9 protein-coding genes, 1 tRNA gene and 4 pseudogenes are annotated in these 21,743 nt (G+C 46.1%); 3 read left to right on the top strand and 11 right to left on the bottom strand.

From position 1 onward, the window contains the following. Window positions 1-671: 671 nt before the first annotated feature. Window positions 672-1,214, bottom strand: a complete 543-nt coding sequence (locus tag RQN30_RS01320) for a copper homeostasis protein CutC (protein WP_353060933.1) — start codon at window positions 1,212-1,214, stop codon at window positions 672-674. Window positions 1,215-1,566: 352 nt separating this feature from the next. Between RQN30_RS01320 and RQN30_RS01325 the strand changes: the two genes are divergently transcribed. Both RQN30_RS01325 and RQN30_RS01330 read left to right on the top strand, forming a co-directional pair. Next, window positions 1,567-1,845, top strand: coding sequence for a YciI family protein (locus RQN30_RS01325; RefSeq protein WP_353060934.1), 279 nt, complete (start codon window positions 1,567-1,569; stop codon window positions 1,843-1,845). Window positions 1,846-1,888: 43 nt separating this feature from the next. Continuing rightward, window positions 1,889-2,850, top strand: a pseudogene (locus RQN30_RS01330) (bile acid:sodium symporter family protein). 305 nt (window positions 2,851-3,155) lie between these two features. On the opposite strand, the gene RQN30_RS01335 reads toward RQN30_RS01330, so the two are convergent. From RQN30_RS01335 to RQN30_RS01365, 7 genes and pseudogenes are all read right to left on the bottom strand, one after another. Next, entirely contained in the window at window positions 3,156-4,238 is a 1,083-nt protein-coding gene (locus RQN30_RS01335) for a TerC family protein (protein ID WP_353060935.1), read from the bottom strand. Window positions 4,239-4,596: 358 nt separating this feature from the next. Further along, a pseudogene (gene uvrB, locus RQN30_RS01340) lies at window positions 4,597-6,680 on the bottom strand (excinuclease ABC subunit UvrB). Window positions 6,681-6,682: 2 nt separating this feature from the next. Beyond that, complete coding sequence (coaE, locus tag RQN30_RS01345) at window positions 6,683-7,285, bottom strand: dephospho-CoA kinase (RefSeq protein WP_353060936.1); 603 nt, start codon at window positions 7,283-7,285, stop codon at window positions 6,683-6,685. A 297-nt stretch (window positions 7,286-7,582) separates the two neighbouring features. Further along, the gene (rpsA, locus tag RQN30_RS01350; RefSeq protein ID WP_353060937.1) at window positions 7,583-9,052 is read right to left on the bottom strand and encodes a 30S ribosomal protein S1; all 1,470 of its coding nucleotides are present in this window, start codon (window positions 9,050-9,052) and stop codon (window positions 7,583-7,585) included. A gap of 907 nt (window positions 9,053-9,959) precedes the next feature. Then, window positions 9,960-12,754 (bottom strand): annotated as a pseudogene (gene polA, locus RQN30_RS01355) (DNA polymerase I). 819 nt (window positions 12,755-13,573) lie between these two features. Then, the gene (locus RQN30_RS01360) at window positions 13,574-16,768 is read right to left on the bottom strand and encodes an LPXTG cell wall anchor domain-containing protein (protein ID WP_353060938.1); all 3,195 of its coding nucleotides are present in this window, start codon (window positions 16,766-16,768) and stop codon (window positions 13,574-13,576) included. Further along, complete coding sequence (locus tag RQN30_RS01365; RefSeq protein WP_353060939.1) at window positions 16,753-17,955, bottom strand: hypothetical protein; 1,203 nt, start codon at window positions 17,953-17,955, stop codon at window positions 16,753-16,755. Before RQN30_RS01365 ends, RQN30_RS01360 begins: the two co-directional genes overlap by 16 nt. Window positions 17,956-18,105: 150 nt before the next feature. Between RQN30_RS01365 and RQN30_RS01370 the strand changes: the two genes are divergently transcribed. After that, window positions 18,106-18,414, top strand: coding sequence for a hypothetical protein (locus RQN30_RS01370; protein ID WP_353060940.1), 309 nt, complete (start codon window positions 18,106-18,108; stop codon window positions 18,412-18,414). Between the two features lie 763 nt (window positions 18,415-19,177). Here the strand turns inward: RQN30_RS01370 and RQN30_RS01375 are convergent. The 3 genes and pseudogenes from RQN30_RS01375 to pyk form a co-directional block, all read right to left on the bottom strand. After that, window positions 19,178-19,819 carry an ANTAR domain-containing response regulator gene (locus RQN30_RS01375; RefSeq protein ID WP_491608680.1) on the bottom strand — a complete coding sequence of 214 codons (642 nt, stop codon included), beginning with the start codon at window positions 19,817-19,819 and terminating at the stop codon, window positions 19,178-19,180. A gap of 151 nt (window positions 19,820-19,970) precedes the next feature. After that, a tRNA-Leu gene (locus tag RQN30_RS01380) sits at window positions 19,971-20,052 on the bottom strand. Between the two features lie 255 nt (window positions 20,053-20,307). Beyond that, window positions 20,308-21,734: pseudogene (pyk, locus tag RQN30_RS01385) on the bottom strand (pyruvate kinase). Window positions 21,735-21,743: the final 9 nt, after the last annotated feature.

Here is a 21,743-nt window from a genome sequence, read left to right on the forward strand (position 1 = left end):
CATTTTCCGTCTTCATTTGTAGGCTGATTTTTGAGCGAAATTACGACGGTTGGATCGCTATTTACCCCCCCAAGCCGGATTTGGTATTAAAAACCCAGTACACGTTACCGCCAATCCAGCTAGAAAAGCAGTTAACCTCTTTCTGAACGTCCTTCTCGAAGATCCGCTACGCTCAGAGTTTACCCAACTCATATAACTAATCATTAGTATTCTCTTTCACTTCTTTGTAGAGGGGAATTTCCCAGTATTTCTTTCATCTCGCAGCCAGCATCTTTGCCCGGTTTTATCGAGATTATTTGTCAGACTACTAAAAAATATCCGGATTTTCAAAATTTTTATTATCGTCAAATAAGACCCTGGACACACCAAGACACAGGCGGCGTTTCAGAAACAAAAAATAGAGACGTAAGACCCAGCTGCCCGTATTTTTCACGATTTTTATCATTTTCAGCTTGCGGATAAAGAAAAACTCACCGCGTTATCCGATCCTGATTTCACGTCTGCGAGCTGGAATCCGATAAATATTGAAATACAGATATTCGGATAATTATTTCTTAATTATCCGACGAGATTCTTCCACTGTTCAACCAAATGCGGATCCATCACCTGCTGAAAATCGCCGTCTGGCCGCAATGCTGAACCAACGTGAAAGTTTGTAATTCCGGCTTCTTTTAACATCGGAACGTGGGATTGGCGCAATCCCCGCCAACTAGCATTAAATCTTTGTAAAGCTTTGCGTGGGCAGCAAGCTTTTCCAAATTTGTTCCGACACCAGCTGCAGAACCAGCTGTCAGGATTGATGTTAGATTTCCGCCAAGAGCAGTCACATCTGCAAAAGCGGCTGTGTAGTTATCGGCATAGTCAATTGCACGATGGAAAGTATATTCGGTTTCAATATGGGCAAGTAATTGCCGCATTAACGATTCGTCAACCTTGCCGTCTTTCAAATATCCAAGCACCATTCCCGAAACTTCTAACTGTGAATACGCTTGCGCGAGAGCAATCAAGCGCTCCGGATCAGAACTCGCAAATGCTTCTTCCGTACGCAGCATTACCCGAATCGGAATTTCCACCTGCGCCTGGATTTCTGCAACAAGGGAGATTGCCGGGCTGAGCCCGTCTTTATTCATCGTACCGACAAGCTCAATCCGATCGGCTCCGCCGGCTTTCGCTGCTTTCGCATCTGCAACCGTCAGCGCAATTACTTCTAACATAATTTTCTTGCCTCCCCACGGTTTATTTAGCTGTGTGCAGCACCGTCATGCTATCTGCAAACCAGATTATCTGCTTCACACCCGATAACACTATTGTATGCCGCCGCTGCAATCCGGCAGAATATTTTTCCAATGCTGAACAAAAGAATTCCCTTGAAATAAGGCATGAAACAAAATCCAGCACGCTTATTCGCAGCCAAAACGCATACGTGCAGTGCACGAAAACATCACAATGCACGAAAATATTGCAGCTCGCGAAAAGATTAGTGAAAATCTGTTATTCATTCCCTTGAATCTGCGCGGAATAGAATCTGCACTCGAAAATATCCCGTTTCCGGCATAGAATCAGAGCATGAAAATTATCGCAGTGAAATACACATATAATCCGGAAAGATCCGCAGAACTTACCGCACACCGCCCAAAGCACCGCGAATTTTTACGGTCTTTATTTAACGACGGCACACTCCTTGCCTCCGGCCCGTTAGCAGAAAATGAAGCCTTAATTATTCTCCGCGCAGATCACCCAGCGCAAGCAGAAACGCTTCTGAATCAAGACCCGCTTTACATAGAAGATGTGATTCTTGAGCGTGAAGCGAAAGTTTGGAACCCGGTCATCGGTCCGTGGAACTGAAAATTCAGCAGATAAATTCCGCACGTAAATTTCGAAACTCTTTATGCGCAAGTTTATTAAAGCGAACATTCTTGTTATCAGTATTATTATTGCGTTCGTTGTCGGCATTACCGTCCCCGTCGGGAAAAGTATCGCCGATTTGATTACACTAATCGGTAATCTCGGTGTAGCAGCAGTTTTTCTCGCCTATGGAATGCGGATTCGCACAATCGAAGTACTCCGCGGATTACGCGATTTGAAACTTCAAGGCGCACTTCTCATACTGACTTTCGTGTTCTTCCCATTTGTTGGGTTTGCTGCATATTACGGCCTCGGACTTTTAAGCAACAGCCCATTCTTACTTGGGATCCTTTTCTTAACACTGCTGCCCTCAACGATTCAATCATCGGTAAGCTTCGTTTCCGCAGCTGGCGGAGACGTAGCCCGCGCAGTATGCGCCGCAACTATTTCGAATGTCCTGGGAATCTTTATCACTCCCGTGCTGATATTTCTTTTTATGGACGTAAGCGGTGCCAGCGCAGGCGGATTCACGAAAGTGATATTGCAGCTGCTGCTTCCCTTTTTATCGGTCAGCTTTTGCAGCCATTTACCGGTAATTATTTACGGAAAAACAAGTGGATTACAAAAACTGTGGATGTTTTCGCGATTGCCGCAATCGTACTTGGTGCAGTGGTCAGTGCTGCCCGCGCCGGAGTTTGGGGCAAAGTCGGGGCCGGGGAACTTCTGCTCATCATCGCAATTATTTTCATAATATTATCCATTGCACTCATATTTTCCATTTTTATTTCACGAGTGCTGCATCAACCCCGTTCAAGTGAGATTGTGATGATAATGTGCGGTTCAATGAAATCATTGGCGACGGGACTGCCAATGGCGAATGCAATTTTTCCCGCAGCTTCCGTCGCTCCGATAATTGTCCCCGCAATTTTGTATCATCAAATCCAACTTTTTATTTGCTCAATTCTTGCAAATCGGTTTTCAAAACAGAACGACGGCACCCTTTAGTTAAATACTTCGAATAGTTAAACACTCCGAATCTATTTAAAAACGCGCCGCATTTTCAGGCACCGAAAATGCGGTTTGCAATATGCGTATTTTATTCAATCCCGGTAATAAAGAACTTCCGAATTAAGCCGGACAGCCCGAATTCGGAAGTTCTTTCAATAGCGGTTCTGATCCAAATAACACCTATGATCCGGATAATAACTTTGAAAAGTACTTTCCGGTTCAGCTGCGGTTACGCACAGTTCGAATTCGGATCACACATTAACCTGGCATATTCAGCTTGATATCTGCTTTATGTTCGCGGCTTATTTATCCGCATTCTCTGCAGCTAGGTTCGCTTTTTCCAACTTACTTGAACCATAAATTGATGCCGCAATTGTCAATAAAATCGTGCCGATAATAAAGCTGACGGAGAAGAGAATCCCTGGCTCGGGGATAAATGTAAGCAAGTCATAACCGTGGAATGCATGTACCAGCAGTTTGAAACCGATAAACCCAAGAATGGCAGCTAATCCATAATGCAGGTAAATCAATCGCTCAAGAAGTCCGTCGACAAGGAAGAAAAGCTGACGCAAACCGAGCAATGCAAAAGCATTCGATGCGAATACGATAAACGGCTGCTTAGTTAAACCAAATATTGCCGGAATAGAATCCAAGGCAAACATCAAATCAATCGAACCGATTGAAACAATACATAAAAGCAGCGGTGTGATCCACATTTTTCCATCGCGCTTGAAGATAAGCCGATCATTTTCAAACCCTTGAGTTACAGGAGCAATCTTCGAAACCATCCGGGTTACGAATGTCGGCTGATATTCATCATCCTCTTCAACGCCTGCCTTGCGATTCCGGCCTTCGTTAATTCCGTCAATCACTTGTTTTGCTGCAGTATAAACCATCCACAGCCCAAAGATAAAGAACACCCAGACGAAACGTTGAATCAGGGCTGCACCTACCATAATGAAAATAAAACGCAGCACAAGCGCAATAATAATGCCGTACATCAGCACTTTTTGCTGGTAGATTCGGGGCACGCGGAATGCGGCAATCACAATAATAAAGACAAAAATATTATCAAGTGAAAGCGAATATTCAGTAATATATCCGGCGAAAAACTCAGCTGCAAATTCACCGCCGTGCCGGAAGAATGTCATCATTCCGAAAACCACGGCGAGCGAGACATAAAAGGCAGTCCACATTGCTGCTTCGCGAATAGTTGGTTCATGCGCTTTTCGCACATGCCCAAGTAAATCAAAAATAATCAGTGCAATCACAAGCACACCGAGCAGAATCCATTCCCACGGATAAACGTGCATCATTGGATCTTCGGAAGCTGCAGGTGCAAACGGCAATAAACGCCCGCAGGCGTAACTAAGAATAGTATTCAAAAGAAGTGACCTTTTCTGTAACTCTAGATAATGTAAGATGCAGAGAACATTTGAGGTCTCTTCCCGCCTTAAAACCGTAATTCATAAGTTCGGCAAGGCCACCGACCCGGATGCTTTCCGCCAAACAAAATCCAATATTTATCAGATTTCATCCGCACCGTGCTAGTAAACGCAACCAGATGCAGGCACACCGTACTGACGAGTCGATATTTTCGGAATACTCCCCTCGTTCCCCTATTCTACCGATATGGTTCCCTGCACTTCCCGCTCGGAAGCGTGGGAATTAACACGTTACGGATGATTACTTTAACTATGTGCAAAATCAAAGAACGAAACTGAAACCAGCTGCGGAAAGCTGCTACTTATTTTGTATCACACGCAATTCACGTTTCACATCATTAATCTCATCACGCAGCCGTGCGGCAAGCTCAAACTGAAGCTGCTCCGCTGCCGCATGCATTTGTGCAGTAAGTTCAGAAAGCAGTATCTCAATTTCTTTCCCGCCGCCTTTTAATGCCGTTGTGCTGCGTTGATTCGGCAATCCTTTTTCAGTACGCCCATTCGGATTCTGTTCCTTGCGGTATCCGCCTGCAAGCAGACTTTGGGTATCAATATCTGCACGGGCAAGCATATCTGTGACGTCAGCGATTTTCTTCCGCAGCGGCTGCGGATTGATACCATGTTCTTCATTGTAGGCAAGCTGCTTTTCCCGACGGCGATTCGTCTCATCAATCGCTTCCTGCATATTCGGTGTAATCTTGTCTGCATACATATGCACCTGCCCAGATACGTTTCGCGCCGCGCGGCCAATAGTCTGAATCAGCGATGTAGTCGAACGTAAAAATCCTTGTTTATCCGCGTCGAGAATCGCAACTAACGAAACTTCCGGAAGATCGAGACCTTCACGCAGCAAATTAATGCCGACAAGCACATCAAATTTCCCCATCCGCAGCTCCCGCAGCAGCTCTACACGGCGCAGCGTATCCACATCTGAATGTAAATATTCGACACGCACCCCGCGTTCAGCAAGATATGCAGTAAGGTCTTCTGCCATTTTTTCGTCAAAGTGGTAATCAGCACCCGCTCATCACGTTCGGTTCGTAAGCGCACTTCCTCAAGCAAATCATCAATTTGCCCTTTGGTCGGCTTGACAAGAATCTCCGGATCTACGAGTCCTGTTGGGCGGATAATCTGCTCCACATATCCGTCGGACTTTTCAATTTCGTATTTCCCAGGAGTAGCTGAAAGGTAAACTGTCTGACCAATCCGTGTAAGAAACTCATCCCATTTCAGCGGACGATTATCCATCGCCGACGGCAATCGGAATCCATATTCGACAAGTGTGCGCTTGCGTGACATATCTCCCTCATACATTGCCCCGATTTGCGGCACAGTCACATGCGATTCATCGATAATGAGCAGGAAATCATCCGGAAAATAATCAAGTAAAGTGTGCGGAGCTGTGCCTGCCGCACGCCCGTCGATATGCCGCGAATAGTTTTCGATACCTGCACATGAGCCGATATTGCGCATCATTTCAAGATCGAAAGTTGTCCGCATTTCCAAACGCTGTGCTTCGAGGAGTTTATTTTGCCGCTGCAAAACTTTTAACCGTTCTTGCAGCTCTGTTTCAATTGATTTAATCGCTTTCGCCATCCGCTCCGGTCCTGCCACATAGTGTGAAGCAGGGAAAATGTGCGCATGATCGACGCTTTCAATCACATCTCCAGTAAGCGGATGCAGCATTGCAATTTCGTCAATTTCGTCGCCGAAAAATTCAATCCGTACAGCTAGTTCTTCATACACTGGAATGATTTCTACAGTGTCTCCGCGCACTCGGAAAGTCCCGCGGGTGAACTCGAAATCATTGCGCAGGTACTGCATTTGCACAAAACGTTTCAGCAGTTCATCACGGTTAATTTCTTGCCCAAGGTGAAGCTGAATCATTCGATTAACGTATTCTTGCGGCGTTCCAAGCCCGTAAATACACGAAACGGATGCCACTACCACGGTATCACGGCGGGTAAGTAAAGAATTTGTGGCAGAATGGCGTAAACGCTCCACCTCGTCGTTAATCGAAGAATCTTTCTCGATAAAAGTATCCGTCTGCGGCACATATGCTTCCGGCTGGTAGTAATCATAGTAAGAGACGAAATATTCAACCGCATTATTCGGCATTAACCCGCGGAATTCAGCAGCCATTTGCGCTGCCAGCGTCTTATTCGGTTCCAGAATCAACGTCGGGCGCTGTACTTGCTCAATCAGCCAGGCAGTAGTAGCTGATTTTCCCGTTCCAGTAGCACCCAGCAGAACAATATCTTTCTCACCGTCGTTAATTCTGCGTGCAAGCTCTTTTATTGCCTGCGGCTGATCACCCGAAGGGGTATATTGCGAAACTACCTCAATCCGCTTTTCTAAACGTTTTAATTGTTCGATATCCATGCTCAGTTTTTCCCGCCAATTTGCTTCCAAAAGCGCCGTGCTTTTCTGCGAAGTTCTTCCAGTGAACCGGTATTTTCAATTACACAATCAACATGTTTTGCTGTTTCAGTATCTGCAGCTTGCGCCCTAATCCGAGCTTTCGCATCTGTTTCGCTCATTCCGCGGTCATGTATCATTCGGAAAATCCGCTTTTCTTCAGGTGCAGCAACCAACACACTCCAATCAGTATTACCTTCAAGCCACGAACCTGCAAAAAGCGGAATATCATGAATGACAATAACGTCCGGAGCAGTGTGCAATATTTGTGTTTCGATTCTGCGTGCCTGCTGTGCAATCAGGGGATGCGTAATCCGATTCAACTTTTCACGGGATTCACTGTTGGAAAAAACGATTTTTGCTAAAGCCTTTCGGTCTAATTCGCCATGATTATTTATCATGTGCGTACCAAATTCTTTCGCAACTGCGGCTAATCCTGCAGAATCTTTCCGCAAAATATCGCGTGCAATTTGGTCATAATCAATAATTTCTGCTCCGCATTCACCGAGTATTTGCGCAAAAGCGGACTTTCCGCTTGCAATCCCGCCAGTTACCGCAATTCTTTTCACGCATTCCACCTTACCAAGAGAAATGAAGATCTTCTTTCTAAAATATCCGGAATGGGAAAATCCACTTCCCAGCATTAGATTCAATACCGAGTTTCATCAGAATGCCGGAAAGGCTGGTATTAGTATCAGAAGGTTAGTGCAGAGAAAACTATTCTGAAAACAAATAACTCGGAAATCCGGGAAACAGCAAATGGTGCGGGTCAGAAGAATCCAACCCGCACCATTACAATATTTAGTTGACGCAAATAGCTTCATTTCATTCAATTATCTGAATTAAAACTATTTGAACGCTCCAGCTTAGTTTCCAGTCAGCTGTTCACGCAGCGCGGCAAGTGCCTCATCTTCAGCAAGGGTGCCATTTGCATCCTTACCGGAAGAATAATTCGCCGGAGCTGCCTCTGGAGCTTCCGGAGCTGGAGCTGCTGCCGTTGCTGCGGCATCAGCTTCCGCTTCACGAGCAACCTGTGCCTTGTGAGCCTTCCAACGGGCTTCAGCCTTTGCGTAATCATCTTCCCAAGCAGCCTGGTTATCTTCGTATCCTTCCATCCACTCGTTAGTTTCCGGATCGAATCCTTCTGGGTACTTGTAGTTGCCTTCTTCGTCGTATTCAGCTTTCATGCCGTAAAGTGAAGGATCGAAATCTTCAGAGTTCGGATCCACGCCTTCGTTAGCCTGCTTCAAAGAGAGCGAGATTCGACGGCGATCGAGATCGATATCGATAACCTTTACGAATACTTCGTCGCCAACCTTTGCAACCTGCTCCGGCAAATCAATGTGACGCTGTGCAAGTTCGGAAATGTGCACCAAACCTTCAATTCCGTCTTCAACACGGACGAATGCACCGAACGGAACCAGCTTCGTAACCTTACCCGGAACAACGTTGCCGATTGCGTGTTCGCGCGCAAATGTCTGCCATGGATCTTCCTGAGTTGCCTTGAGTGAGAGCGATACGCGTTCACGGTCGAAATCAACGTCAAGAACTTCAACCGTAACCGGTGTTCCGACTTCGACAACCTCTGACGGGTGATCGATATGCTTCCAGGAAAGCTCAGAAACGTGTACAAGACCGTCTACGCCGCCAAGATCCACGAATGCACCGAAGTTAACAATCGAGGAGATAACGCCCTCACGAACCTGACCCTTTTGAAGAGTATTGAGGAAGTTCGAACGGACTTCAGATTGGGTTTGTTCAAGATATGCCCGACGGGAAAGCACCACATTATTGCGGTTCTTATCGAGTTCAATAATCTTTGCTTCAATTTGTTTACCGATATATGGCTGCAAGTCGCGTACTCGGCGCATTTCAACGAGAGAAGCCGGGAGGAAGCCGCGCAGACCAATATCAAGAATCAAACCGCCCTTGACAACTTCGATAACCGTACCGGTAACCACGCCGTCGGCATCTTTGACACCTTCAACTTCGGTCCAAGCACGCTCATACTGTGCGCGCTTCTTCGAAAGCATCAGGCGGCCTTCTTTGTCTTCTTTCTGCGTAACGAGTGCTTCTACCTTGTCACCAACTTCGACGACCTCATCCGGATCGACATCATGCTTGATGGAAAGTTCTTTCGAAGGAATCACACCTTCAGTCTTGTAGCCGATGTCGAGCAGGACTTCGTCATGATCGACTTTGACTACGATACCCTCGACGATATCGCCGTCGTTAAAGTACTTGATAGTTTCATCTACGGCAGCAATGAGTTCTTCTTCGGTGCCGATATCGTTGATTGCAACCTCTGGGTAGGAGGTATTGTTGTTAATGGTCATAGAGTTGGTGACTCCAGATTTACTTATAGTTTCGGATAATGGACACTGGCCGGCGAACTTTGTGTACGCGAGCCACTCGTTAATCCTATTGGGAATCCGCCACTTTCTGCAAGTTTCACAAGCTGCAGAGATGAAACTCAAAAGTTATTTTCCCCACGCCGTGCTGTATTGGGTGTGAAGCAATACACCAACAGCAAACATTGGAAAAACAATTCGTCAGAAAACTATTTCCTACATTGCTTCTGCTTCTGCATTTCTATTATCTCCAATGCTGATTCCCGCATCAGTCGATGCTGCAATCTGCAAGATTCTATAGATACTTCAACTATCTTTCCGCAAAAAATATGCGAATACGAAGATGGAGCACATTGCAGAGGATGGTACCCAAACGAATATACCTGTAAAGATATACTTCAACGAAACCATGAATACTGGCAGCTGCGGGCATGTATTATGCGGTCGGCTTTAGGATCACGCGGATAAATATCACGCGGATAATAAATAAATACGTTCGATAACAGTTAGTTAAATAAATCGAAAGGATGAATATGCCGAATCTTTTCTGGATTATCCTGTTCCTTGCAGTTGCCGCCGCACTGTTTCTCATTTCCCATAAAATTTGATATCCGCCGCCGGCTCGAAGATCACACAGAAGCGCAAGCAGACGAATTTGACCGCAGTGAACTGCATAAAATTCAGCGCGATATTGATCGCGGGCGAATCGGTTTCTAATTATCGTTTCGCCTTTTCAGAAACTGTTTCGGAATTATTTTCGAAAACCATCGTTCCGCTGTTACCGCTCAGCTCAGGAAAGATAAAAAGATAAATGGTGCGAAGAGAACCAAAGATTTTCTCCGCACCATTTCATTTTCCGCATTTAGTTAAGCATTTAGTTAGCGCCAGCTTATCAATGTGCGGCCGTGCGCCAATTTTCTCCAACTCCAATCCCGACAGTAAGCGGAACTGAAAGCTCATAAGCACTTCCCATCTCGCGTTCCACAATTTCGCGCACTTGCGCGATTTCTGCAGCCGCCACTTCCAGTACAAGTTCATCATGTACCTGCAAAAGCACTCGCGATTTCAAACCTGCTTGCGCTAAAGCAGATTCAGTAGCAACCATCGCCAGCTTAATTACATCTGCCGCCGAACCTTGAATCGGCGCGTTTAATGCCGCACGTTCAGCAGCCTGCCGAATCTGCCGATTTCCAGATGTGAGATCTTCAAGATAACGACGGCGCCCGAGAACCGTCTGTGTATATCCGCTTTTCCGTGCGTTTTCAACAAGTGAGTCAAGATAATCTTTTACTCTCCCAAAGCGCAAAAATACCCATCCATTAGTTTTTGCGCCTCACTGACGGAAATATGCAGCTGCGCAGACAAACCGTATGCGGAAAGACCGTAAACCAGCCCATAACTCATCGCTTTAATCTTTGAACGCTGTGCCGGAGTAACACTATCCTCAGCAATTCCAAAAACTCGGCTTGCCACATAGTTATGCAAATCGGCACCGGCGTTGAAAGCCTGAATAATTTCGCTATCGCCGGAAAGATATGCCATCAAGCGCATCTCAATCTGTGAATAATCAGCCGTCATCAGCAAATCGTACCCTGCACCCGGCACGAATACTTCACGAATTTGCAGCCCCTCTTCCGTGCGGGCATGAATATTCTGCAAATTCGGTTCAGTAGAGGAAAGCCTGCCAGTAGCAGCTACAGTCTGTTGATAGGTAGTGCGGATTCTGCCGTCTGGCTGTACTGCCTTTTGCAATCCTTCAACTGATTGCAAAAGTTTAATTGCATCCCGATGCTTCAATAATGCTGCAAGAAATTCTTGACCGCGCACGCTCTGGGAATCTTCACGCATGGAAATCTTTTCAAGCAAATCTGCAAGCGCTTGCGCATTGGTAGTATAACCAGATTTTGTCTTTTTGGTTTTCGGCAAACCCAGCTGTTCAAAAAGCACAGTTTGCAGCTGTTTCGGGCTGGAGAGATTTACAGTATCGTCGCCGATTGCGTTATATGCAAGACATTGCGCAAGCTCTACTTCTTCTCCGAATTCTTTATGCAAAGCATCAAGCCGCTTTAAATCAACAGCAATCCCCCGATTTTCCATCTTAAAAAGCGCAACTGCGACAGCGACTTCCAGCGAAATTAAATCGTCAGACTGCCCCGCTTCTGAAAGTTTCACGGCAAGCACATCTGCTAAATTCAGCACCTGCACTGCAGAAAATTCGAGTGTCTGATCTTGGGTGAGTGTACCGTCGAGATTAATCCCGAGCGTATCAGAACTCTCATTATGCGGAATATTGAGTCCGAGAAAACGCTCAATCAGCGTCTCAAAATCATAAGAGCGATCTTCCGGATTCAGCAAATAAGCCTGCAGTTCCGTACAGCAAGCAAAAGTTTCACAATACAATTCGCTGCCGTTTAGCGCATGCATTATTTCTTTAATCCCATGGCCAACCTTTTCAGCGTGCGGATTATTCATCCACGATTCAAGCAGTTCATGCTGGTGCGAGCTGAGCTGACCCGGATCAAAACTAATTACTTCCCCTTGATTATTCGCAATTGCAATTCGGTAAACTTTTCCCATCCCCGGCCGTTTTGATCCCTCTACGGCAATTCCCCAGCGCGTTGCACTATTATCCGGTTCTGCAGCAGTTCCGAGGAATTTAGCAAGATCCGTATTGGAAGCTAATATCTGCATTTCACGCAGCTCAATTTTGGAATTATCTGTATTTTGCAGCGCAATATTCAACGAATCAGCAGTCTCCGATTCTGTCCCTTCCTGTATCGGGAATACGGCAAGAACACTTTTCCGGACGCTGTTAAAATCGAGTAAATCACAGATTTCGCTGAACTTGCGGAAATTAATTCCATTTGGAACAAAATCAGAAAAATCCGCGCCAATCGGCAAATCCCGTACAAGCTGGTTCAGCTTTCGGTTTAGCTTCACTTGTTCAATATTTTCGCGCAGTGACTGCCCGACTTTTCCCTTAATCGTGTCTGCAGCTGCAATTATCTTCTCAAGTGAGCCATACTCATTCAACCACTTTGCAGCAGTTTTCGGCCCGACACCAGGCACACCGGGAATATTGTCTGCACCTTCACCCACAAGCGCCGCATAATCTCCATATATTTCAGGGGATACGCCTGAGCGTTGTTTTACTCCGGCCGGATCAAGCAGAATCATCTGTGAACGCGGCATCGGATATGCGACTGAAACTGCATCATCTACAAGCTGGTAGGAATCTTTATCACCCGAAGCAATCACTACAGACAAGCCGTTTTCTTTCCCGCGATTTGCGAGAGTGGCAACAATATCATCAGCTTCGTAGTCTTCGTAAGTGAGCCATTTTATTCCAATCGCCTCAAGCAGACGTTGAATCAGGTCAATCTGCCCTTTAAACTCTTCCGGAGTAGCTTTCCGCCCGCCTTTATATTCACTGTACATTCGGGTCCGGAACGTGCCTCCGGGAAGATCGAAAGCCACGGCAACATGTGTCGGATTGTGATCTTTCATTAAACGTAAAAGAGTTTTTATGAAACCGTGTACAGCGTTGGTATAGATTCCTGACTCTGTCCGGAAAGATTCCGCCTGCAACGCATAAAAAGAACGAAATGCCATCGAATGGCCGTCGATTAGTAATAAAGTTTTTTCACTCACCCTATAAGCATACCCAGTAAGCATCATTGCAAGCATTCTTAGTTAAGAACATGCTCAGTAAGTCCGGCCAGTGAGCACACCGCAGCAAGCATCCTCCCAGTAAGCGTATTCCCAATCATATTCTCAAGCATACTTCCAGCAAGCATCCTTAGTTTCGAAATCGGAATCTTGAAATACCGATAGCTCCGAACACCCAACCGCACCGCACATTCAACAGCACGACACGGCTTCCCTTTACGTAACTGGCGGCAAGAGCTTATTTTCGTTACGTAAGTGGCAGCAAAAACACGGTTTTATTACGTAACAGGCGGCAAAAACTCGGGGCGGAATTTCGTTGTCAAAAGTGCTTGCATTTATGCAGCTCACAGGCTTACAGGAACGACGATGCTCCCGTCGTTACACAAAACCACCCATTATGCCACCAGTTACGTGAGATTGCAGCGATTTTGCCATCAGTTACGTGAACTCAGAAGCACTTTGCCGCAACACCGCTTCTACCCAAAACAAAGCACCAACGCATTGCAACTAACACAAACAAGAATATGAAGAACCGATTAAGAAAAGCCGAAGCACAAAAAGATACGGACACTAACCCCGCGCGTTCAGCAGGTTTTATCTCCAGCAGATGCATTCCACAAGACGGCGCAGCGATTACTCCTTGTTAACAATTAACACAGCAACTACACCCATAAATTCCCCACAAATACAAAGATAGCTGGGAACACTTTTGCAGTGTTCCCAGCCACCTTAAAATGATTTACAAGACTATCAGACTTTTTAGCACTTCTAGCCCTTGCAAGCGATTAGCGTTCGCTGGATTTCCAGTCTTCTCAAGTGTTTAGCATTCTTGAGCGATTAGTCTTCGCGGCGTTTGCGTGCGCCGAAAACTGAGAGCACACCAGCCAAACCAAGACCAGCAGCCCCAAGCAAACCAGAACGCGAATCCGCACCAGTTTGCGCCAGCTTCCCTGCATTTTCTGCCAAAACACCCTCACTATCATCAAGCACCGGCATACCTGGCTGTTCCGGCTTATCAGAAACATCAGCATTGTCTACCGAGCCATCTGCAGAAAGACCAAAATCTCTCACACCCGCAAGCTCCGGATACTCAAGCACACCCGCAAACGATGAACCTGAATCAGTAGCTGGAAGCACCGAAGCACTACCCGGCCGATCAGTAGTATCAGCAGCATTCACTGGAGTACCGAAATCCTTAAAGCCAGCAAGCTCCGGATACTCAAGCACACCCGCAAACGATGAACCTGAATCAGTAGCTGGAAGCACCGAAGCACTACCCGGCCGATCAGTAGTATCAGCAGCATTCACTGGAGTACCGAAATCCTTAAAGCCAGCAAGCTCCGGATACTCAAGCACACCCGTGAACGATGAACCTAAATCAGTAGCTGGAAGCACCGAAGCATTACCCGGCCGATCAGTAGTATCAGCAGCATTCACTGGAGTACCGAAATCCTTAAAGCCAGCAAGCTCCGGATACTCAAGCACACCCGTGAACGATGAACCTGAATCAGTAGCTGGAAGCACCGAAGCACTACCCGGCCGATCAGTAGTATCAGCAGCATTCACTGGAGTACCGAAATCCTTAAAGCCAGCAAGCTCCGGATACTCAAGCACACCCGCAAATAACGAACCGTTCTCAGTTGTTGGAAAATCTACTGCCGCACCCGGAACATCTGTCACTACAACATCTACAGTCCCGCCATCACCAGTCACAAACGATTCACCATCGGCAAGATTATTAATGTTTGCTTCTTCTTCCAGATGCCCCAGATTCAACGGATTCAAATCATCCAAATCATCAACACTCTTCGCATCCATACCATCTGACATAGCAGAAACCACAACATCATTCGTACCATCATCGCTAACCACAAACTCTGGACTTTGCTTTGAATCTAACTCATCAATGTTGTTCGCTTCACCAACATTCCCAAATGGATACGCCCCAACCGTGAAATCACTCAACTCACTCTTATCTAACGCATCATTAGGGACAGACGGCGCATCAACAATATCCCCACGAACACCACCATCACCAGTCACAAACTCATAACCTAACGGATAGTACGGATCATCGACATCTGTTGGAGTAGTGTCCAAATCACCTAAACTTCTTGCCTCATCCGGATTACCAACCGGGAAACCATCAACCGTGTTAACTTTTGCTAAATCATCTTCCGTTTTCGCATCATTACCATCAGCTTTTGTCGTTACCGTCTCATGATAATCACCAGTCTCACCACTAGTTCCTGTCACGAATACCGGCTCTTCAAACCAACTTAATTCTTCAGCAATACCAAAGTTACCCAACGGCTGACCATCAACCGTATCCGTCTTCTTCAAATCACCAAAATCTGTCGCATCATTCAAGGCTTCCGGCGCACTGAAAATCTCCCCACGACTTCCGCCATCACTCTTAACAAATACTGGTGAAACTCGACCCTCCACATCAGCAAAAGACGCTTCCGTCAAATTACCAACCGTAACGCCTTCAACATCATCCGTCTTACCCAAATCCGCAAAAACTTTGGCATCATATCGGGTATTCACAGGCGTATTTGGCACATCCACAACATCATTCGTACCATCATCGCTAACCACAAACTCTGGACTTTGCTTTGAATCTAACTCATCAATGTTGTTCGCTTCACCAACATTCCCAAATGGATACGCCCCAACCGTGAAATCACTCAACTCACTCTTATCTAACGCATCATTAGGGACAGACGGCGCATCAACAATATCCCCACGAACACCACCATCACCAGTCACAAACTCATAACCTAACGGATAGTACGGATCATCGACATCTGTTGGAGTAGTGTCCAAATCACCTAAACTTCTTGCCTCATCCGGATTACCAACCGGGAAACCATCAACCGTGTTAACTTTTGCTAAATCATCTTCCGTTTTCGCATCATTACCATCAGCTTTTGTCGTTACCGTCTCATGATAATCACCAGTCTCACCACTAGTTCCTGTCACGAATACCGGCTCTTCAAACCAACTTAATTCTTCAGCAATACCAAAGTTACCCAACGGCTGACCATCAACCGTATCCGTCTTCTTCAAATCACCAAAATCTGTCGCATCATTCAAGGCTTCCGGCGCACTGAAAATCTCCCCACGACTTCCGCCATCACTCTTAACAAATACTGGTGAAACTCGACCCTCCACATCAGCAAAAGACGCTTCCGTCAAATTACCAACCGTAACGCCTTCAGCATCATCCGTCTTACCCAAATCCGCAAAAACTTTGGCATCATATCGGGTATTCACAGGCGTATTTGGCACATCCACAACATCATTCGTACCATCATCGCTAACCACAAACTCTGGACTTTGCTTTGAATCTAACTCATCAATGTTGTTCGCTTCACCAACATTCCCAAATGGATACGCCCCAACCGTGAAATCACTCAACTCACTCTTATCTAACGCATCATTAGGGACAGACGGCGCATCAACAATATCCCCACGAACACCACCATCACCACCAACTAAATTCCCACTAACGACATCACCATTAGCAAGATAAACTATGCCATCTTCTTCAGCTGCCAAATCAAGAAACGAACGAGCAGCTTCAGGATTACCCAAACTTCTCCCACCAACCGGAGCTGTAGAAGTAATATCATCCACACCAGAAGCATCCCCATCAGCACTGTTTATCTGCCGAATATCCCCAGCAAACTTGGTAACACTAACCTGCACAGATTCACTTCCATGCGGGTAAGTGATTTTAACTTTCGCGTCTTTTACAGTTGATCCCTCGACAGTTATCTTTGTGTCTGGCAGGTTCAGCAAAGTGTTTTCTGGATTCGCCTTTTTCACCGCAGCAACAATCCGCGCCTTATCTGATTCACTCAAACTGCCCGAATCCATCACGACCACTTTATCAGTCTCTGCAGGAGTATTAATACTCTTTGGCGCAACAATCAAAGCATTCTCAAGAGTAATCCCATTCGGATACTCATTCCCCTGCTTATCTACCGCCGTATAACCAGCATCATCACTTACTTTAATCCGCACACGATAATGCTTCGGAAACCACCCCGCTCAGCAGCCTCTTTCACCTGCTGTAGTGTAAGCTCTACAGTCGGGTTCTGCGGATCAATAAACTTAAACTCAGCATTATCTTGCAGCTTGTTTTTCGGTGTCACATTATCCGTAACATCAATCTTATTCTTCGCAAACTGTGTATCAAGTGAATCAACCGTCGCTATAGACACATCTGCCAACCCGAGAGCCTTTTGCGTTTCCTCAACCTTCACGATAGGTTCACGAACATCAACACCCTGCAACGTAAAATTCCAGTTTTTCGCAGCATCTTTAAGCTCATTAATCATAGTGTAAGGACGTATGGCTATCTGACCACCATATTTAGCACCATCTACAAGCTTTAGAGTAGCACCATCTGCAGTGACTATAGAAGATATTTTAGAAAACCTATCCTGAGTCCCAACTGTATTACGATTTATTTTATTCGTAAACCCTTGTGTTTCAACATAAGGCACATCGATAAACTCGCCATTATCATTTTGAAATCCTTGAATATTACTCCAAACAGCACCATCTATTCTTGGAGTATTCACTTTTCGGGTATTGAAATAATCGCGTCCATAATACGTTTCTCCAGACCCGCTCGTCGGTACTGCTTTGATTCGCTTCATCATTTCGCCATAATCAAAATCAAATGGCTTAGCAAAATCATAATAGTATGTATAAGATCCATCCGTATTTTTCTTAAACCCAGGATCACTCTCCCTACCGGGCAACGGACCAACAGGCCTACCGTTAAGATAAATCTCTTCGTCCCATTTTAGTTCATAATCATTAATATCAACATATTCATTTTTTACAATACTAGATTTTCCCGCAGGTAATTTTTCACTCATCTTTCGATCATCCGCTGCTGCTCTTTTCGCGCGTTTTTTCGGTGTGGCGCTATCAGGTGTGCTATCAGATTTCGGTGTAACACCAGTATCAGCAGCAGTGGTGGTGTTTGGTGTGTTTTCGAGCGAGTTTGCAACGATGTTGATTGATTCTTCTGTCAGCACTGAATTAGAATCATCAACCGCGTTAGCCGAACCTGCCGGTATCCCCAAAGCAAACAAGCTGCTAACCATTGCAGACTTGATCCCAAACTTTGAATACTTCGGACCAACTACAACCTTATGACGCGCTCGATACGCATCCCCACTACTCTTACCAAACATGAAAAACAACTCCTAAGTATTAATGCCTACTCACGCCCAAACCCCTCACCACAAAAGACAAGCAGGTATCCAAGGCACGCAAACATCAATCTACTACCCCCCCGCACGTTTTCCACCCAAAAAACACGACACAAAACCAACCAAAAATAATTGAAAATACAACCACCACCAGCACAAACACCAACACCCACCACACCCCACACCACACAAAACATGACAAACACCACACAGCATAAAGAAAACAGAAACCAGCAAACCCGCAACCAACAGCAAGACCCAACTCTTCCCTCCACGCAACCAACAGCAAGAACTCCAGCTGAAATTATTACCGTCGAAAATACTTACGTTTATAATGCTCACAGCCTCACCGGAGAGACAGTGCTCCCGTCGGAAACCAAAACCACCCATTACGCCGCCAGTTACGTAAACGCACAAGCACTTTGCCATCACTTGCGTTGATTGGGTCGATTTTATCCGGTTCCAAGCGGTGTTTTTGCACAGCGGTCAGGATTAATCTCTGCAAAAACAGCGCTTTCCACCCGAACAACTACCGATTTTATTGCGATAACCCAACCAGTTAATCCGCAGCACTGTACAACTGACAGTGAGAACTCGTTCTCACTACATAACTGGCAGCAAGAACTTCTTTTCTTACCTAAGTGGTGGCAGAAAACAGAAAACTCTACGTAACTGGCGGCGGGAACTAGAAAACTTTACGTAAGTGGTGGCGGGAACTCATGGTGAAATTTTACCCGTCGAAAGTACTTGCGTTTCCGCAGGTCAAAAGCTCGTGATAACGACGGTTCGCCCGTCGCTGCACAAAAATGCTCATTTCGCCGCCAGTTACATTAAAAAATACGGATTTCGCCGCCAGTTACGTGAGCACACAAGCACTTTGCCATCACTTACGTTAGTTTGGGTAGATTTTGCTATCACTTGCGTAATCTCACGGGTATTTCGCTATATATTACGTAATCTCGCGGGCACTTCGCAGCCAGCTACGTAATCTCGCGTGTGTTTCACTATCAGTTGCGCAATTCCGCTTTGAAACCGCAAGCAGCACCAGAAACAAAACCCGCGGTTTCAATCGCTGCGGACTTCCGCAATTACACAGGCCAAAGGATTAAAACTTAAAAATCCGACAACAACACACCGGATAAAAACACCCTGCCCGCGCGGTGCTTCTGCCACGCATCCGAGAAATTTTGAAAGATAAGGAGCTTTACCCAACCTGTTCAATCACTGCATCAGCCACTTCACGCATCGTCAGACGGCGATTCATCGAAGTCTTTTGAATCCAGCGGAACGCTTCCGGCTCACTCAATCCCATCTTTTCTTGCAGCAGCCCTTTAGCACGGTCAACACGTTTCCGAGTCTCAAACTGTTCCGTAAGTGTCGCTACTTCGTTCTCAAGTGAGTTAATCTGTTGGCGCCGCGAGATTGCGATTTCAATCGCCGGAATCAAATCTGCCGGCGTAAACGGCTTAACCACATATGCCATCGCTCCCGCATCACGAGCACGCTCCACTAAATCACGCTGCGAAAAAGCAGTAAGCATCACGATTGCCGGACTTTGCACGGAAAGAATATTTTCCGCAGCAGTAATTCCGTCGGTACCGGGCATCTTTACATCCATCACAATTAAATCAGGATCCAGCTCGGCAGCACGCTCAATTGCTTCATCACCGTTGGTCGCTTCACCGACTACCGTATAACCGGCTTCGCGGAGAGTCTCAGCAATATCGAGACGAATCAGCGTCTCATCCTCCACTACAAGACAGCGGATTTCGCTATGGCTACTTTGATCTTCAATTTTCTCGACTTGCTCGCCGGCAATTTCGAATTCTTCATCTTTCGCTGCCATCATTTCTCCTTCGAACAATGGAACAATGACTGATAGATATCTACCTGTTACGTACACCGTTCTAATAAAAAATATTATTAGAAATAATTTTAACGCGGACAAGCCTCTGAGGTACAAACCTGCGAAAAGTTGCCGCGTTAATATTTCTTAGTGCTCCCGGAGGGACTCGAACCCTCATGCTTTTCAGCGCAGCATTTTGAGTGCTGTGTGTCTACCGATTTCACCACAGGAGCATACCTGACTTTCAAAGTATACAATTTGTGAAAGCCAGGAGCAATTTTCGTACTAGTGCGAGTTATAGCTCACATATTCCGGATTCACTCATATTCACATTCACATATTCCACGTATAATCTCATGATTTCCGAATTTATGAATTACCGCTGCGGTTCTCAGCTGAAAATATCAGCGAAAAACCGCAACTGAAACCTGCAATTCCAACTCGAATTCTATTTTCGACCCAGCTATTTTACAGCTGCCCTATCATAATTAATCATGATGAATTACTGTTTCACCCATTTTGTGAATTCGAATCGTGTTTGTGGAACCCACTTTCCCTGGCGGCATACCGCAGATAATCACCACTCGGTCACCTTCCACAGCCATATTTTTCTCCCGCAAAATATGATCGACCTGATCAACCATATCATCGGTATGTTTCACCTCAGGAACAAGTAAAGACTGCACACCCCAAGTCAGCGCAAGCTGCTCACGCACATCTTCCGAAGGAGTAAATACCAAAAGCGGAATCCGTGCCCGCAAACGCGCCATCCGGCGTGCCGTCTGACCAGATTGCGTAAACACACTCAAATACTTCACACCGAGCGCTTCGCCGATATCCATTGCCGAGCGGGTAATCACCCCATTGCGGGTTCGATGTAAGTTCGCGAGTTTCGGAATGGACTCAAGTCCGCGTTCCTCAGTAAATTCAATAATTGAAGCCATTGTCTGAACACAGCGCACCGGATATTTACCGACGGAAGTCTCCCGGAAAGCATCACTGCATCAGCGCCATCCAAAATTGCGTTCGCACAATCGGAAGTTTCAGCACGGGTCGGCGTCGGGGAATTAATCATCGACTCAAGGACCTGAGTTGCCACAATCACCGGCTTTGCATAGCGGCGTGCAATATTGATTGCCCGCTTTTGCACCATCGGCACCTGTTCCAGCGGAAGCTCCACACCCAAATCACCGCGGGCAACCATAAAACCGTCGAATTCTTGAATCAAATCCTCAAGCACTTCCACAGCCTGCGGCTTCTCAATCTTCGCGATTACCGGAATACGTCTGCCGACCTTATCCATAATTTCATGCACGTCGTTTGCATCTTCCGGAGAGCGGACAAAAGACAATGCAACCAAATCACATCCGTAATCAAGACCCCACTCAAGATCAATCTTATCTTTTTCCGAAAGAGCGGGAACCGATACTGCCACGCCGGGCAGATTCACACCTTTATGATCAGAAACAGTACCGCCGATAATCACTTCCGTATTTACCGTGCTGCCCTCAACGGAAACTACACGCACCTGCACCTTACCGTCGTCAATGAGAATCGTATCTCCAGGATGACAATCTTGCGGCAACGCTTTGTGCGTAGTTGAAACCAGTTCCTTATCGCCGGGAACATCATCAGTAGTGATTGCGAAACGGTCGCCGGTTTCAAGCAGTACCGGACCATTCGCAAATTTCCCTAAACGAATCTTCGGACCTTGCAAATCAACAAGAACCGCCACTGGAGTATCAAGCTCTGCTGCAGCTTCCCGAACCCAATCAATCCGCTCCTCATGCTCAGCATGTGTGCCATGTGAAGCGTTTATTCGTGCCACGTTCATTCCAGCGCGCACAAGACTAAGAATATCTTCCTTAGTGCTTACCGCCGGACCTAAAGTACATACAATCTTTGCTCTGCGCATAGTTTTATC

The sequence above is a fragment of the Arcanobacterium hippocoleae genome (genome assembly GCF_040360365.1).
GTDB lineage: Bacteria > Actinomycetota > Actinomycetes > Actinomycetales > Actinomycetaceae > Arcanobacterium_A > Arcanobacterium_A hippocoleae_A.